18 protein-coding genes are annotated in these 15,113 nt (G+C 52.2%); 2 read left to right on the top strand and 16 right to left on the bottom strand.

Features of this window, described 5'->3' with window-relative positions:
• Window positions 1–24: 24 nt before the first annotated feature.
• The 11 genes from FC43_RS05765 to FC43_RS05715 form a co-directional block, all read right to left on the bottom strand.
• Window positions 25–507 carry a ComE operon protein 2 gene (locus FC43_RS05765; RefSeq protein ID WP_019205885.1) on the bottom strand — a complete coding sequence of 161 codons (483 nt, stop codon included), beginning with the start codon at window positions 505–507 and terminating at the stop codon, window positions 25–27.
• A 74-nt stretch (window positions 508–581) separates the two neighbouring features.
• Window positions 582–1,196, bottom strand: coding sequence for a helix-hairpin-helix domain-containing protein (locus tag FC43_RS05760; protein ID WP_056954843.1), 615 nt, complete (start codon window positions 1,194–1,196; stop codon window positions 582–584).
• Window positions 1,197–1,330: 134 nt separating this feature from the next.
• Window positions 1,331–1,621 carry a hypothetical protein gene (locus FC43_RS05755; RefSeq protein WP_019205887.1) on the bottom strand — a complete coding sequence of 97 codons (291 nt, stop codon included), beginning with the start codon at window positions 1,619–1,621 and terminating at the stop codon, window positions 1,331–1,333.
• Between the two features lie 16 nt (window positions 1,622–1,637).
• Window positions 1,638–2,690 carry a SepM family pheromone-processing serine protease gene (locus tag FC43_RS05750; RefSeq protein ID WP_056954841.1) on the bottom strand — a complete coding sequence of 351 codons (1,053 nt, stop codon included), beginning with the start codon at window positions 2,688–2,690 and terminating at the stop codon, window positions 1,638–1,640.
• Window positions 2,691–3,224: a pantetheine-phosphate adenylyltransferase gene (gene coaD, locus FC43_RS05745; protein ID WP_056954839.1), complete on the bottom strand. Its 534-nt coding sequence runs from the start codon at window positions 3,222–3,224 to the stop codon at window positions 2,691–2,693.
• Between the two features lie 2 nt (window positions 3,225–3,226).
• On the bottom strand, window positions 3,227–3,790 hold the full coding sequence (gene rsmD, locus FC43_RS05740; protein WP_056954837.1) for a 16S rRNA (guanine(966)-N(2))-methyltransferase RsmD: 564 nt from the start codon (window positions 3,788–3,790) through the stop codon (window positions 3,227–3,229).
• Between the two features lie 3 nt (window positions 3,791–3,793).
• Window positions 3,794–4,072, bottom strand: a complete 279-nt coding sequence (locus tag FC43_RS05735) for a DUF2129 domain-containing protein (RefSeq protein ID WP_056954835.1) — start codon at window positions 4,070–4,072, stop codon at window positions 3,794–3,796.
• The gene (locus FC43_RS05730; protein WP_235807597.1) at window positions 4,065–5,249 is read right to left on the bottom strand and encodes an FtsW/RodA/SpoVE family cell cycle protein; all 1,185 of its coding nucleotides are present in this window, start codon (window positions 5,247–5,249) and stop codon (window positions 4,065–4,067) included. Before FC43_RS05730 ends, FC43_RS05735 begins: the two co-directional genes overlap by 8 nt.
• 127 nt (window positions 5,250–5,376) lie before the next feature.
• A complete protein-coding gene (gene typA, locus FC43_RS05725; RefSeq protein ID WP_019205893.1) occupies window positions 5,377–7,221 on the bottom strand; it encodes a translational GTPase TypA in 1,845 nt (614 codons plus the stop codon).
• Between the two features lie 78 nt (window positions 7,222–7,299).
• Window positions 7,300–8,061, bottom strand: a complete 762-nt coding sequence (locus tag FC43_RS05720) for an inositol monophosphatase family protein (RefSeq protein ID WP_056954831.1) — start codon at window positions 8,059–8,061, stop codon at window positions 7,300–7,302.
• 4 nt (window positions 8,062–8,065) lie between these two features.
• Window positions 8,066–8,350: a UPF0223 family protein gene (locus FC43_RS05715; protein ID WP_056954829.1), complete on the bottom strand. Its 285-nt coding sequence runs from the start codon at window positions 8,348–8,350 to the stop codon at window positions 8,066–8,068.
• A 196-nt stretch (window positions 8,351–8,546) separates the two neighbouring features.
• Here FC43_RS05715 and def point away from each other — a divergent pair, with 196 nt between their 5' ends.
• A complete protein-coding gene (gene def / locus FC43_RS05710) occupies window positions 8,547–9,107 on the top strand; it encodes a peptide deformylase (protein WP_040469922.1) in 561 nt (186 codons plus the stop codon).
• A 146-nt stretch (window positions 9,108–9,253) separates the two neighbouring features.
• Here the strand turns inward: def and rfbB are convergent, their stop codons facing one another.
• The 4 genes from rfbB to FC43_RS05690 form a co-directional block, all read right to left on the bottom strand.
• Complete coding sequence (gene rfbB / locus FC43_RS05705; RefSeq protein ID WP_056954827.1) at window positions 9,254–10,285, bottom strand: dTDP-glucose 4,6-dehydratase; 1,032 nt, start codon at window positions 10,283–10,285, stop codon at window positions 9,254–9,256.
• A 147-nt stretch (window positions 10,286–10,432) separates the two neighbouring features.
• A complete protein-coding gene (locus tag FC43_RS05700; RefSeq protein ID WP_056954825.1) occupies window positions 10,433–11,311 on the bottom strand; it encodes a PfkB family carbohydrate kinase in 879 nt (292 codons plus the stop codon).
• A complete protein-coding gene (locus FC43_RS05695) occupies window positions 11,304–12,674 on the bottom strand; it encodes a purine-cytosine permease family protein (RefSeq protein WP_056954823.1) in 1,371 nt (456 codons plus the stop codon). The genes FC43_RS05700 and FC43_RS05695 overlap by 8 nt, the downstream gene beginning before the upstream one ends.
• Window positions 12,675–12,699: 25 nt before the next feature.
• The gene (locus tag FC43_RS05690) at window positions 12,700–13,698 is read right to left on the bottom strand and encodes an ADP-ribosylglycohydrolase family protein (protein WP_056954821.1); all 999 of its coding nucleotides are present in this window, start codon (window positions 13,696–13,698) and stop codon (window positions 12,700–12,702) included.
• Window positions 13,699–13,916: 218 nt separating this feature from the next.
• Here FC43_RS05690 and FC43_RS11570 point away from each other — a divergent pair, with 218 nt between their 5' ends.
• Entirely contained in the window at window positions 13,917–14,330 is a 414-nt protein-coding gene (locus FC43_RS11570) for a helix-turn-helix domain-containing protein (protein ID WP_082611468.1), read from the top strand.
• Between the two features lie 131 nt (window positions 14,331–14,461).
• Here FC43_RS11570 and FC43_RS05685 read toward each other — a convergent pair.
• A partial coding sequence (locus FC43_RS05685; protein ID WP_235807596.1) for an IS30 family transposase occupies window positions 14,462–15,113 on the bottom strand: 652 nt, incomplete at its 5' end.

Here is a 15,113-nt window from a genome sequence, read left to right as displayed (position 1 = left end):
AAACTGCCAATTTGAAGCGTACGCTTAGTCCTTTAAGTGGATGTATTGGTCTAAATTGACCTCATCCAGGATATTGGCATCGAGTTTAATCTGGTGAAGTTTGACCCCTTTTAAGGTAATCAAGCGCATCGCGTAGTCATCGTTGTGGTAATTGCGCAGGTAATTGATCTGGGTAATGCCGGCCTGCAGCAGACTCTTGGTACATTGCAGGCACGGGAAATCGGTCACGTACACGCTCGCGCCATCCGTTGAGGTCCCAAAACGGGCACATTGTAAGAGGGCGTTCATTTCCGCGTGAATCGTGCGGACACAGTGACCATCGCGCAAGCAGCAATCTTCATCGATGCAGTGCACGTCGCCGGCCACCGACCCATTATAGCCACTGCCGATAATCCGCTTATCGCGGACCAGCACCGCCCCGACGGAGAGGCGCTTGCACGTCGAGCGCGACGCCAGCAAGGCCGCTTGGATCATAAAATACTGATCCCAATCAATTCGTTTCTTCATCGTTCTCCCCCCTTTTACTGGTTTGAGTAAACATCAATAGTACCAGTATAGCAAAGTTTTGGGGTCACACCAGGTTAAACCGCAAGTTGGTCCTTTAATTTTGCGACGGTCTTTTCACCAAAGCCATCCACGTTTTGCAGTTCCTCAATCGTTTTGAACTGGCCGTGGCTTTGACGGTAGGCCAGGATTTTATCGGCCTTTTTATCGCCGATCCCGCTGATTTTCATCAAACCTTCCTTCGTGGCCTGGTTCAGGTTGATCTTTTCCTGATCAGCGGCCGTTCCCCCGCCAGCCCCCGCCGAATCGAGCGGGGTTGCGACCTGTTCACCCTGGCTCGGGACGTAGACGACTTGTTGGTCGACCAATTGCTTGGCTAAATTGACCTGGCGCATGTCAGCCGCCGGCGTCTGGCCCCCGGCGGCTTTGATCGCCTCTTGGACCCGCTGGCTCTTGGCCAGGGTGTAGACCCCCGGGTGGTTGACCGCCCCTTTGACGTCCACGACCACCTTGCCGGTATTAGCCGGCGCAGATTTGACCGGAGCCGACTGACGCTGTGGCAACACCGGCGGCGCACTCATCGTCTGGTGATACCAATAGCCACCCCCACCAAGGACGAGGGCCAAGCCGATCAACCAGGCCGTTTTATGCATCTCCCAGCTTTCCTTGAGCTGGGTTAAGAGTTGTTCCATATTTTTCACCCCCTTATCTTATATATACGTCAAAGCGGGCGATTTTTAACTTTTTAATTTGGAATTAGGGGGTTTTTTTCTGCCCTCCCCCAAAAGAAAAAGCACCACGGTGTTTTCACCATGGTGCACAAAACTTAATATGGCGCCGTGTCCTTGAACAGCATCCCGGTCGCGTGGAGCAAGATCTGGCTGGCCTGCCCGTTTTGGTACACGATCTGCGGGGTGAACTGTAAGCCCATGACCCCGTCGGCCAATTCGATCTGGGCGCGAGAGCTCAATTTGTCCTTGGCCGTTTCGTACAGTTCCTCATAGACCTGGGCGTCTAATTTCGTCAGCGTCAAGTCCCGCTCGACAACGACCGTGAGCAATTCCTGCCGTTCGTAGCGTTGCGGGTCAAGGATGTTAGTCGTCAACATTAACCGCATTGGTTCCCCCTCCTTGTTAGCGATGAGTTTGTAAGTACTTAACCGCGTCATTGAACGTTTTAACCGGCACGACCTTCATCTTCGGCGCGTATTTTTGCGCCGTTGCCTTCGCCAACTGGTAGTTTGTTTGGTGGCCTTCTTCGTATTTTAAGACCACCTTGGTCGGCTTGACGTAGGGCGCAAAGAAGACCGTTGCCCCTGCCTTGTGGGCGGCAATCACCTTTTTGTCGATCCCGCCGATTTCACCGACCTGACCCTTGGCATTGATCGTCCCGGTCCCGGCGATCTTGCGGCCGTGGCGCAGGTCCTGTTGGGTCAGTTGCTCGTATACTTGCAGGGCAAACATCAACCCACCTGATGGACCCCCGATCTGACCAGGATCAATCTTGGTCTTGATCTTGGTCGTGACCTTGACGTTGTCAGTCAGGATAATCCCGATCCCGGGCTTGCCGGTCGCGATTTTGACCAGCTTTTGGGTCGCCTGCTTGGTGCGACCGTTATGCAGGTAAGTCACCGTCAGGCGGCTGCCGACCGGGCGGTGGGCGATGTATTGCTGGTAGCCGGCCGCGTTGTCAAAATGATGGCCGTTGACCGCCGTGATCGTATCGCCAACCTTGACTTGGTGCTTGAAGCGCGAATTCTTTTGTACCGACAGGACGTAAATGCCCAAATACTCCTTATGGTATTCCTGGTGGGCCGCCTTAAAGGCCACCGCGATCGCTTCATTGATCGCACTTTGCATGTAGAAGTCCTGCACTTTATTGTAGGTCCGACTCGACTGGCCGCCCGTGACCGCCGCGGCTGATTCAATCGTCGTGTGCGGGGTCAATTTGGCCCAGATCCAAGTCGCCGGCCGGGCCTGTTGCAAGTAGACCGAGGTAATCATAAAACTCCCCTTGCCCCGATCGGGGTGATCTTTGACCTTAACGTAGGCCTTGAGGTCGTCGGCGGTGCCGGGACTCTCAATGTAGCTGTTTAAAGGCCAAAAAAGGGCCCAGGCCACAAATAAAATGGCAAGCAGGCCCCCCAAGATCCGGCGGAGAATCCGCTTATCTTGTTTCGTGTTCATTTATTTTTCCTCCGTGGCTTGCCCCTGGTTGCGGGCGCTGATCCGGGCCTCTTCGCGTTCGTGCATCCGCTTGGCCAGGTCCGCCGAAATATTGGACGGCAAGAGGGCATCGATGTCGCCGCCAAAGCGGGCCACTTCCTTGAGCAGGCTCGAGGAGAGGTGTTGGTACTTCGGGTCGGCCAACAAGAAGACCGTTTCAACTTGATCATCCAAGAATTGGTTCATCGCCGCAATATCGCGTTCGTACTGGAAGTCATTGGTATTGCGCAGCCCCCGCAAGAGGTAGTCCGCCCCAATCTTGTTCATTAAATCAACCGTCAAGCCCTGGGTGGTAATCACCGTCACGTTGTCAAAGCCACTGGTGGCCCGCTTGACTTGTTCCACCCGCTCTTCGACGGTAAAGAGCGGTTCCTTGGCGGTATTGGTCATGACTGCGACCGCCAACTGGTCAAATAAGACGCTCCCCCGCTTGATCAAATCGAGGTGGCCCAGGGTCAGGGGATCAAAGGTCCCCGGAAAAATTGCTACTTTCATGTTTATCCTTCTTTCCCGTTAAAATGATAAATCGTCAGCACCGTAATCCCGTAATCGTGGCGCCGCACCAGTTCAAAGCCCGGCAAATCCGCTGGCAAATTGGCTTCCTGATTGGTTTCCGCCACAATTACCGCCCCCGGATTAAGCAGGTCTAAGGCCACCATCGTCGTCAGGTTGGCGACAATTTTTTGCTTGGCGTAGGGCGGATCGAGGTAGACCAGGTCAAAATGCTCGTCGTGGGCGGCTAACAGCTTCAGTGCCTTTTCCGCATCCTGCTTAAACACGTCAAATTTTTCCGGGTGCTTGGTCGCGGCGATATTTTTTTGGATCGTCTTGATCGCCGCGTACTGGCGGTCAATCAAGACCGCGCGTTCAATCCCGCGGCTGACCCCTTCAATACTGAGGCCACCGCTGCCGGCAAACAGATCTAAGCTGACCCCGCCATCAAAGTAGGGGCCGATGATATTAAAGAGGGACTCTTTGACTTTGTCCGTGGTCGGACGGGTCGCCATCCCCGGGACCGCACTTAACTTGCGGCCGCGAAATTCTCCTGCAACTACTCGCATCGTTTATTCATCCTCATCTTGTGATTTATACAGGCCGGTCGATTTCAGATCCACCACGTCGGGATCCAGCGTTTGCCAGGGCGACAGTTCCACCCGTTTGACGTTGCGCAACTGCTTGATTTCCGGCAGTACCTTGGCCACTTGGGCTTGATTCACGTACATCATGACGTAGTGAAAGTGCTTGGACACATATTGGATCCGGCCGTAATGGCGTAGGACCCGGACCACGCGGCGGCTGGTAATGTAGACAACGAGCCCTTGACGCTCAGTCAACTCAAACATGGGCCATCTCCCCTTCCAATTTTGCCAGGGCCGCCCGCTCCTTTTGGCGACGGCTGACATTTAAAATCAAGCCTAAGGAGGCACTTAAGACCAGCATACTGGACCCCCCGTAAGAAATAAAGGGCAAGGTCACCCCGGTAATCGGCAAGAGCCCGGAGACCCCACCGACGTTAAAGGCGGTTTCGACCGCTAAAAATGTCGCCACCCCGTAGCAGAGCAGGCCTTCGTACATCTCATTGGTCCGCGCTCCTAAAATAATAATCCGGCAGACTAAGATCGCCAGCAAGACTAAAATCAAAGCGACGGCCACAAAGCCGAGTTCTTCGGCAATCACCGCCAGGATAAAGTCGGTGTTGGGTTCGGGCAGATAACCCATCTTTTGAATACTATTGCCCAGCCCAGCCCCGGTCAGCCCACCGTTGCTGATCGCGTAGTAGGAATTGACCAGCTGGGCCCCGGCCCCATTCTTGGTCCCAAAGGGATTCATGTAGGCAACAAAGCGGGCCGCCTTATAGCTACCAGACCAGTGGTCAATAATCCAATTTGACGCCAGGGGTAAGCCGATCATTATGACCGCCAGGGCCGATGATAAAATCAGCGAGCCGATTTTCCAGGCCGTCGCACCGGCCAAAAAGATCACAAAGGCAATCGCGGCATTGATCGCCATCCCCCCGGTATCGGGCTGAATCACAATCAAGAACAGCAAAGCCCCCGTTAGGAGCGCCGGGCGCGTATACATGTGCTGGTGACTGGCCTCTGGGTGTTCATCGTAATTGGCAAAGTGGTTGGCCAGGTAAATAACCAGGTAGAACTTGACCACTTCAGCCGGCTGGATGCTGATGATCCCTAGGTTGATCCACCCCTGGGCCCCATTGACGGCCGCCCCAAAGCCCTTCACAAAGATCAAACTCCCTAACAGGGCCAAGGCCGAATAACCTAGGAGCCGCGCGTCGCGAAAGACGTTCAAATTCATGTTGGCAATCAAGAGCGCCCCACTGACCCCCAATAAGACGTAGATCGTCTGCTTGAACAAATAGGCCGTCGGCGAGCCCCCGGTCTGCATCCGAATCGCGGCGCTGGCCGAGTAGACCATCACAATCCCGATCGCACACAAAAGCAGGTAGGGCACCAGCAGCCACGGGTCGAGCTGGCGCATTTTTTCCTTTAATCTTCGCATAAAAACCCCCTTCTCGGGCACGTGTTGCCAAAATTATACCGCGAAACGGCGCAATGTCACGGAATTTTACACCATGCAAAAAAAGAGGAGCGAAGGGGCCGCCTCCGTTCCTCTTAATCCGCTTGGCTTACTTGCTTTGCGCTTGCTTCTTGCGCTTAGCTGCCTTTTCCCGTGCGTTGGTGTTCAAGATTTGCTTGCGCAAGCGCACGTTTTCCGGCGTGATTTCACAGTATTCGTCGTCGTTTAAGAATTCCAGGGATTCTTCCAAGGACAAGTGAGTTGGCGTCTTGATCCGGGCCATTTCGTCAGACCCCGCGGCCCGCACGTTGGTCAGGTTCTTCCCCTTGGTGATGTTAACCGTGATGTCGTTTTCCCGGCTGTTTTCCCCGACGATCATCCCTTCGTAGACTTCCGTCCCTGGATCGATCAAGAGGGTCCCACGGGATTCAATCCCCATCATGGCGTAGGTCGTCGCCTTGCCGGCGTTCATGGAAACCAAGGTCCCCTTTTGACGGCCTGGGTTCCAGTTCTTGATCACTGGGGCGTACTTTTCAAAGGTGTGGTTCATGATCCCGTACCCACGGGTCAAGGACATGAATTCCGTCGAGTAACCGATCAGGCCCCGGGATGGTACCAAGTAGATCAAGCGGGTTTGCCCGTTGTCGGTTTGTTCCATGTTTTGCATTTCCCCCTTGCGCTTGTTCAGGGAGTCAATCACGGAACCAGTGTATTCATCCGGCGTGTCGACTTGCACTTCTTCAAATGGTTCGCATTCCACGCCGTCGATTTCCCGGTAGATAACTTGTGGCCGGGAAACCGCCAGTTCGTAACCTTCGCGCCGCATCGTTTCGATCAAGATCGAAAGGTGGAGTTCCCCCCGGCCAGAAACGGTCCAAGCACCCGGATCGTCCGTGTCGTCGACCCGCAGGGAAACGTCGGTGTGCAATTCAGCCCGCAGCCGGTCTTCCAATTGCCGGGAAGTGACGAATTGCCCTTCGCGACCAGCAAACGGCGAGTCGTTGGTCCGGAAGGTCATTTGCAGGGTCGGTGGATCAATCCGCAGTGGGGTTAAGGCTTCTGGGTGTTGGGCATCAGCGACCGTTTCCCCAACGTTGATGTCTTCCATCCCGGAAACGGCAATCAGGTCCCCGGCTTGGGCTTCTTCGATTTCTTCGCGCTTAAGCCCGAAGAACCCGAACAGCTTGGTTACCCGGAAGTTCTTAGTCGAACCGTCCAGCTTCATCAACGTTACTTGGTCGCCGACCTTGATCCGGCCACGCACGACCCGACCGATCCCGATCCGACCCACGAAGTCGTTGTAATCCAGGATCGCCACTTGGAATTGCAGTGGTTCGTCGGAGTTGTCGACTGGGGCGGGAATCGTCTTGACAATCGTGTCAAAGAGTGGCTTCATCGTGTGTTCTTGGGTCGCGATGTCAGAGTCGTAACTGGACGTCCCGTTCATGGCCGAAGCGTAGATCACTGGGAAGTCGAGTTGGTCTTCGTCCGCCCCTAATTCAATGAAGAGATCGAGCACTTCGTCGACAACTTCTTCTGGGCGAGCCCCCTTGCGGTCCACCTTGTTGATAACCACGATTGGCACCAGGTGTTGTTCTAAGGCCTTCTTGAGCACGAAGCGAGTTTGTGGCATCGTCCCTTCAAAGGCGTCGACGACCAGCAGCACCCCGTCAACCATCTTCATCACCCGTTCCACTTCCCCACCGAAGTCGGCGTGGCCGGGGGTGTCTAAGATATTGATTTGGTACTTGCCGTACTTAACGGCCGTGTTCTTGGAGAGGATCGTAATCCCCCGTTCCCGTTCAATGGCGTTGGTGTCCATTGCCCGGTCTTGGATGTCAAAGTGTTCTGGCAAGGTATCGGATTGCTTCAGCATTTCGTTAACCAAGGTCGTCTTACCATGGTCAACGTGAGCAATAATCGCAATGTTGCGGATATCATCACGCGAGGTCAAGTCTAATCTTCCTTTCTTCTCGATCGAATCGGTATTAACTCATAAAAAAACTGTGACGTCATGGTCACAGCAAGCCGGCTAATTGACAAGGGCGAAGACATCGTCCGCCACTTGCTTCGTCGCTACTAATACAAGGTTAGATGATAACACATCGAGTCCTTTTTCGTCAATGGCTTTTACCACTAATCCCAAGCCCTCAGCCAAGGCCCGGCCAGCGGCCAAATCCCACGGCTTGAGGCGGGATAAATACAGGCCTAAGCGCCCTTCTAAGACGTTGATGATCTCCAGCCCCGCACTGCCATACAAACGCAGGCCGCTGGCGTTTTTGATCACTGCCTGGACGTTGTGGTGATTGGTAAAGAGCAGGCCGTAATTAACATCGACCAGCGAACCACGCAGGCCGCGATCGACCGGTGGGGTCAGGGGGTGGGCGTTTTTAAAGACGCCCACGCCAGGGCCACCGTGATAAAGGGTCTGGTTCATCACGTCCATAATGTAGCCCAATTTGGGCTGGCCGTCTTCGTAGCAGGCCAGCATCGTCGCAAAGTTGGTCTGCTGCTTGACAAAGTTCAAAGTCCCATCGACCGGATCGACGATGTAGACCCGGCCGCTGAGGTCGTGGACCTCATCGCCGAAACCTTCTTCACTGATGATTTGGGCGGTCGGGTCAATTTCTTTGAGCCGGGCGGTAATGAAGCGCTCGGTTTCCTTATCCACCGTCGTCACCAGGTCGTTGAAGGTCGTCTTGGCGTCAACTTCGTAGTGGTCGGCCATCAAAGCCAAGGTCTTTTCTCTCGCCGCCCACATCAGGGTTTGTAATTGTGCATCCAAAGCTGCCATTGATCTACCCCCGTGCGGTCAAAGCAACCCGCCCCTGCGGATTGGCCAGCGCCGCTTGGACCACCTCGTAGAGCTGGTAGCCACTGGCCCGGGCAAAGTCGCGGCCGAGCCGTTTTTCCTCGCTCTTGGCTGGCACGACCCGCTTAAAGGCTTGGTAGGTCGCTTGGACCTTGGCCGCGGCCACGCCCCCTTCGTAGGCCGCTTCGACCGTATTCAAAAAGGCCATTACCGTTTCAATTTCGGCTACCGACCAGCTGGGGTCGAGCGGGTATGCATAATTTTGCTCCATGACGCCACGTCCTCTCAATTGCAATTTCTAATTATTTTACCATTTTTCCGGGCGCAAGAGTTAATCACACGCTTAATTCCCGGTAAATTTTGCCGGGATCCAGCGAAATCTTTGGCCCCCTGCCAATTTGTGATAAACTTGAAGAAGCAAGGTGCGCCCCTGGGCCACCATTACCAATCACTTTGGAGGGATTCAATTGTTTTTAATGAAGGATATTACGCGGGATGGCAATCCAGTCCTCCGCAAGCGGGCCGCCAAGGTCGAATTTCCGCTGTCCGCTGAAGACCGGGAATTAGCCCGACAATTAATGGAATACTTAGAAATCAGCCAAGACGAAGAACTCTGCAAAAAGTACGGGCTGCGGGCCGGCGTCGGCCTGGCGGCACCACAAGTCGGTGTCTCCAAGCAAATGGCCTCCGTCTTGGTCCCCGCCGAGGAAGAAGGCGGCAAGCCGGTCTTTAAGGACGTAATCATCAACCCGGTGATCGTCAGTGAATCAGTCCAATACGGGGCCCTGACCGAAGGGGAAGGTTGCTTGTCCGTCGATGAAGACGTTCCGGGCTACGTGCCCCGGCACGACCGGATCACCCTCAAGTACACCGACGTCGATGGCAACGACCACACCGTCCGCTTGAAGCACTACCCGGCGATCGTGTGCCAACACGAAATCGACCACTTGAAGGGGATCCTCTTTTACGACCACATTAATAAGGACGCGCCGTTTGAAGCCCCCGAGGGCACGGTGATGTTTAGCTAATTTGCTTCTTTGAAAAAAGAGGGTTCCGCATGAGAACCCTCTTTTTTCGTGGTATCAAATGGATAACACCAATCGCGTAAGCCTAGAAGCAAGGCCTCCCCTTCCCTGACTGCGAGACTACTTTTAAACCGTTTGACGTCAAATAACTATTGCCCCTGCCGCGCGTACTTGGCTTCGACTGCCGCCTTTTCAGCTTTCCACCAATCGCGGTGCTCAGTATACCAGTCGATCGTGTGCTGGAGCCCAGTTTCAAAATCAGTGAATTCTGGTTTCCAACCCAGTTCAGTCCGCAGCTTTGTGGCATCGATCGCGTAGCGCAGGTCGTGACCCGGCCGGTCCTTAACTTGGTCGTAGGCATCGGCCGGCTGACCCATCATTTGCAGGATCAACTCGAGGACGTCCTTATTGTTCTTTTCGCCGTCGGCCCCGATCAGGTAGGTTTCACCGATCTTGCCCTTGGTCAGAATTTGCCAAACGGCCCGCGAGTGATCGTTGGTGTGGATCCAGTCGCGGACATTCTTGCCGGTCCCGTAGAGCTTTGGCCGAATTCCGCTTAAGATATTGGTAATTTGGCGCGGAATGAACTTTTCGATGTGTTGGTACGGCCCGTAGTTGTTCGAGCAGTTCGAAATCGTCGCCCGCAAGCCAAAGGAGCGGACCCAAGCGCGGACCAGCAAGTCGGAGCTGGCCTTAGAAGACGAGTATGGACTTGACGGCCGGTAAGGGGAATCCGGCGTGAACTTTTCGCCCGGCCCTTCCCCGTGGCCCGGCAGGTCTTCGCGTAGCGGCAGATCACCGTAGACTTCGTCGGTCGAAATGTGGTGGAAGCGGACATCGTACTTGCGGGCAGCGTTGATTAGTACCGAAGTACCGACAATATTGGTTTGAATGAACGGTGTCGGGTCAAGGAGCGAGTTGTCGTTGTGGCTTTCCGCCGCGTAGTGGACGATCGCGTCGGCGTCCTTGACCAGGGAATCAACCAGGTCCACGTCGCAGATGTCGCCGACGACTAACTTCACCCGGTCCTCCGGTAAGTCGGCCAGATTAGCCTTGTTACCGGCGTAGGTCAGCTTATCTAAGACGGTCACGTGAACCCCCGGGTGGTTGTTGACAACGTAATGGACGAAGTTGGAGCCGATGAAGCCGGCGCCCCCCGTCACGATGATGTTTTTGTACATAAATCATGCCTTACTTTGTTTGATTTAAAGCGGTTAAATCAGAATCCTTATCTAATATAGTCGACTTGGGGTGAAATTACAAATCTCGTTGCGACAAAAAAGCTTAGTTTCAGTCTGCGCCAAAACTAAGCTCCTCGCTACTTAATTCTAATCTAATCGGCCAGCCACTTGTTGCACGACCAAGGCCGCCAAATGATTCCCAAGTTGAACGGCTTCATCAATCGGCTGACCTAATGCTAATCCCGCAAGCACACCACCGCAATGCGTATCGCCCGCTCCAATCGTATTGACGACGTTGACTTTTTCTGCGGGAATAATTCGTTCCCCCTGGTCATCAAACAAGCAGGTTCCTTGGGCCCCTAAGGTCAGCATTACTGGCTGTTGCGTTAGGTGATACAACGCTTTTAACCGGCTTTGCCGATCAGTTTCCTTAGCCATAAAGGCTAGCTCATCCTGATTACAATGAATCATCACCCCTGGTGACAACAGTCGGGCTAAGATCGCTGGCTGGATGTGTTTGATCCGCGGTGACGCATCAAATAAGAGCGTTGCTTGCGGCGCTTTTTGCGCCAGCACATCTAGAATTACCGTGGTCGCTGCTTCATCTTCCGCTTCATAGCCACTAAGATAAACATAGTCATATTGCGATAGCGGTAGCTTTTCAAACCACGCCGGCTCCCATTTTTGTTCAACCCCAGGCACCGTCAGAAAAGTCCGCTCGCCATTGGGTTCCACCATGCATAGATCCCAACCATTATCCACCCCCTGAACTTGAAGGAGCAATGGAATGTGCTTAGCTGCCATGGCTTGACGGACTACCTCTGCATACTGTCCTTGGCCGACTGGTACTAACAGATCACTCGAAACTTCAGTCCGCCGTAAAGCACCATCAACATTAAAAGCACATCCACCAACAACTGAGCTAACTGGCATCCCGGTAACATCGCCACCCGCCGTTGGCAATTGAGGGACATTAACAATTACATCGACAAAAGCAGCCCCGATTACTAACACTCGTTTAACCATGTGACGCAGCCCCCTTTAGTTTAGAAATAATCGTAAAGAGGCCCATGACAACAATCGCAACTAGGCCGGCCATGAAGACAGCCAGGCTACTATTATCGGCAAAAATCCCCCGAGCAAACAAACCCCGGTATAAACTGTTGCTAGTAAACAAGAAACCAGTAATAGTTGCAATCACCCATGAAATAATCCCGGGCCAATTGTAATGGACTTGCGAATCAGCTCGCATTAAATTAATATCATAGCCCCGTTGACGGTAAAGAACTGAGTCAACCAAGAAAATCGCCACCCAAGCGGCCAAACAAATCCCCAGGAAATTTAAGAAGAGCTCAAAATTACCCAAGAAGTCTCCTGAAATAAACAGGACATAGACCGAAATAACAACGATGATAATCCCATGTAAGGTCAACGAAGTCCGCTGCGAAACTTTAATTCCAACCGTCGCCAAATTGATCCGGGCCGAACGGAAAGAAACCAAACACTGGGGGATTAGACCACCAGACGCAACTAAGAAGTACAGCGCCCCAAACCAAGCGGGGACCGCTTCGTACATTACTTGATACGGGTCACTCGCCGATGCCAAATGCGGCGAAATCGTGCTTAAGAGGACCCCACCCGCCATTAATACGAACAGCGGGATCGCTGAACCTAGGGTTGTGTTCCAAAAAGTCGCGGCGGGTTTGGTTTGCGGATTTACATACGCTCCCCAGTCAGCTGCTGCCATCGACCACGAAATACTGGATCCGGCTGCGATAAATGCCACCGCTGGCAACCAACCTGTAAGCCAATTTCCGGCTGGCATCCTCATGGCCACGTCCCAATTTGCCCGGATCAAAAAGAAACCCAAAATCACTAGGGTTAGCAAACCGAAAATCCAGCTTAACCAAGTTTGAATTTTCGCCAAGGTCTCCTCTTTAAAAATCCCCGATAAAATTACTAAACTGGCAAAAACCACCAAGCACAGCAACTTCGTAAAATTATTTTGGGGTAAGTGCATGGTTTTCAGCATTGCTGAGAATAGTAAGGTCCCGGTAATTACGTTAACTGATAGCCAACCAACCATGTTGAGCCAGGCCATCGCATTAGGAATCTTATTTCCGTGAGTGCCATAAGCCGCCCGACTGAGTTTAAAGGTTGTGACGCCTTCGCGTTGGCCAATCATAGCCACCCAGCCCGGAATCACAAACGTCAGCGCCCCAATTAATGCCGCACTCAGGGCCTGCCAAAAAGACAGGTGAAAGCTAACTACAATTGCCCCATAGACAAAACCCATGATCCCGACATTTGCCGCAAACCAATTGTAGAATAACTTACCTGGACTCAACGTCTTGTCTTGCTCCGCAACTTTGATCGTTTCTGCTTCCATTATGAATGCCTCCATTCATTTTGCATCAAGCTTGAAAAGCCAGCATTTGTTCCGCGAATCTGTGAATATTGTGTTGGGGATTTTTTTGATCAATTAACTGCCGCCAGGCCACTGGGATCTTATTGGCCCCTTGTTTAGCACCGCAAATCGCCGTTGCCATCGCCCCAATCGTATCAGTATCGCCACCCAAGTTCGTACATAAGTAAGCACACTGCTCAACATCACGGGTGAAGTAGGCAATTGCCACGGCGGCCGGAATGCTTTCCGAAACCATGGTACCTGTCCCTAACGTCTCATAAATCGCCTGACTAAAGCCAGCCGGATCATTCGCATGTTCTTTGGCCAGCCGCAAGCCGAGTTGCAACCGTTGATGGGTCTTAGCCGCCCAGGTTGGTGCTCCAAGTTTAAACGCTTCGTCGTTTACTGCTGAGGCATACGCTATGATTTGATCCCAATCATAGTCCGCCACTGCAGCCGTCACTGCGCCGGCAATCATCGCCGCCCCGCTGATGGCAACATCACTGGAATGGGTAATCTTGGTTACTTCGTAGACCATTTTAATCAATTCGGCCTGTTGAGATGGTTCAAAGAGCGCCCCGATCGGCGCAATCCGCATCCCGCAACCATTAGTCAAAGCGGTCTTGGTTACTTCATGCGGATCCTTGCCCTCCTTTACCAACGTCAAGGCCGCCTTACTGCTTGGTCCCAAAACGTTGTTGTCCCAAGCGCCAACTTGATTTGCCCAATCCATAATATGCTTGACTAAGACTTGTTGGTTAGGCTGCCAATTTGTTTCAATCAAGGCATCCAAAATTGCGAAGGCCTGATTGGTATCGTCCGTGTATTCGCCCGCCGTAAAATGCTGGGCAATGTCGTTATCGCTTGTACCATCCAAGAATTCAGTGATGTGGCGGCCAAACTTCGCCCAAATCTTTTCTAAGGGCCAGAGTTCAGTCGGCATCCCCATCGCGTCACCAATTGCCTGGCCGTAAAGGGTCCCTAAAATTTTATCTTTATTCCGCATTAATTTTCCTTCTTCACTAATCCTCTGTTCTTCGACTTTTGTGAATCGATTCACAATATAAATCATCAAGCGCTTAAATATTAAGATATCACTTTTAATGCCGTTAACAATATTTTTTTGTAAATAATACTGATTATTGTTCAAAATAGGACCGTTAATATCTTCGGTATGATATGATGTAAGACATGAAAAAATTAAATGAAATCCAACTAAATTAAATTGAAAAGCATCTGACGCAAGAAACTGATACCAAGCATTATCGTAAGTTGCTCACTGTTAAGTTGTGGGGCCAAGGGAAAAGCCAACACGAAATTCTAGAGATTACTGGCACTCCACAAAGTACACTTCAACGTTGGGTGAATACTTACAAAACACAAGGTATCAAACAATTGCTTCAAGATCGTCGTGGGGGACGGCATCATCAAACCGTAACGGCAACCCAAGAACATGAATTTTTCAAGCAAGTTGAAGCAGAAGCCAACCAAGGATATTTCGTAACTGTCCACGAATTGTGGTGTCGATTTAATCAGACCTTCGATTGTTCAATAGCCAAGTCAACCTTTTATAGTGTTCTGAAACGGAATAATTGGCGTAAAGTTACCCCTCGTAAAATCCATCCTAATACTAATTAGCCATCAAAATGGGTTAAACCCATTTTGATGGCTAATTAGTATAAATAACGATCATAAGTATGTGAAGTTCACCACCATCTTTTTCAGGACCTGGGCTTTAATTATTTAATTTCCCGAAATGTCAATTTAAGTTAGAAAAAAAGTAGTTGCTCATCAGTGACATACTTTATGAATACCTCGTAAGGTGTTTGATAGCCCAATAACTTGCGAGGAATGTTGTTCCGGTAGCTCATTATTTGAGCAACCTCTTCATCAGCTAGGTGGCGGAGATCGCGACCTTTGTGGAGTCCATCGCGCCGCAGAAGGCCGTTGTTGTTCTCGTTTAACCCCCGTTGGTTAGGTGCCCCCACCTCGGCAAAGTAGGTCTGGAGGTCAAATTGGTTGGCAATTGCTCGCCAGTCAGCGAACTCCTTCCCATTGTCGAAGGTAATCGACTTGAAGTAGTGGGGTGGAAACTTTGCCAGCCATTCCTGTAAGTGCTGGATCACACTGGTGGCCGTCTTACTATGGACGTTAAGAATTACTTCGACTTTGGAAGTCCGTTCTACCAAAGTCATAACGGCGCCCTGATGTCCCTTGCTCTGGACGGTGTCGGCTTCAAGGTGGCCGAATTCACGGTTAAAGTTGGGAAAGTCGACAGCCCGTTGGTGAATGCTTTGGCCAAGTTGACCGGCCTTCCCCCGCCGTTCTACGTAACCATTGGGGCGACGTTTGCCTTTCATCGGCAAAGTCCGCACATCGTCAAAAAGGCGGTAAAGCGTCCGCATACTACAGCTGAGTGGT

This window comes from Limosilactobacillus ingluviei DSM 15946 (assembly GCF_001435775.1).
GTDB classification, from domain to species: domain Bacteria; phylum Bacillota; class Bacilli; order Lactobacillales; family Lactobacillaceae; genus Limosilactobacillus; species Limosilactobacillus ingluviei.
The sequence above is the reverse complement of the archived record's forward strand: the minus strand, read 5'-3'. Positions and strand labels throughout refer to the sequence as shown.

Excerpts from the sequence above, each read along its gene's own strand:
- FC43_RS05730 (WP_235807597.1), bottom strand. The coding sequence starts at position 5,249 with ATGCGAAGATTAAAGGAAAAAATGCGCCAGCTCGACCCGTGGCTGCTG.
- FC43_RS05715 (WP_056954829.1), bottom strand. The coding sequence starts at position 8,350 with ATGGAGCAAAATTATGCATACCCGCTCGACCCCAGCTGGTCGGTAGCC.
- FC43_RS05700 (WP_056954825.1), bottom strand. The coding sequence starts at position 11,311 with ATGGTTAAACGAGTGTTAGTAATCGGGGCTGCTTTTGTCGATGTAATT.
- FC43_RS05755 (WP_019205887.1), bottom strand. The coding sequence starts at position 1,621 with ATGCGGTTAATGTTGACGACTAACATCCTTGACCCGCAACGCTACGAA.
- FC43_RS05735 (WP_056954835.1), bottom strand. The coding sequence starts at position 4,072 with ATGTTTGAGTTGACTGAGCGTCAAGGGCTCGTTGTCTACATTACCAGC.
- FC43_RS05760 (WP_056954843.1), bottom strand. The coding sequence starts at position 1,196 with ATGGAACAACTCTTAACCCAGCTCAAGGAAAGCTGGGAGATGCATAAA.
- FC43_RS05720 (WP_056954831.1), bottom strand. The coding sequence starts at position 8,061 with ATGGCAGCTTTGGATGCACAATTACAAACCCTGATGTGGGCGGCGAGA.
- FC43_RS05690 (WP_056954821.1), bottom strand. The coding sequence starts at position 13,698 with ATGCGGAATAAAGATAAAATTTTAGGGACCCTTTACGGCCAGGCAATT.
- coaD (WP_056954839.1), bottom strand. The coding sequence starts at position 3,224 with ATGAAAGTAGCAATTTTTCCGGGGACCTTTGATCCCCTGACCCTGGGC.
- rfbB (WP_056954827.1), bottom strand. The coding sequence starts at position 10,285 with ATGTACAAAAACATCATCGTGACGGGGGGCGCCGGCTTCATCGGCTCC.
- FC43_RS05765 (WP_019205885.1), bottom strand. The coding sequence starts at position 507 with ATGAAGAAACGAATTGATTGGGATCAGTATTTTATGATCCAAGCGGCC.
- rsmD (WP_056954837.1), bottom strand. The coding sequence starts at position 3,790 with ATGCGAGTAGTTGCAGGAGAATTTCGCGGCCGCAAGTTAAGTGCGGTC.
- FC43_RS05695 (WP_056954823.1), bottom strand. The coding sequence starts at position 12,674 with ATGGAAGCAGAAACGATCAAAGTTGCGGAGCAAGACAAGACGTTGAGT.
- FC43_RS05750 (WP_056954841.1), bottom strand. The coding sequence starts at position 2,690 with ATGAACACGAAACAAGATAAGCGGATTCTCCGCCGGATCTTGGGGGGC.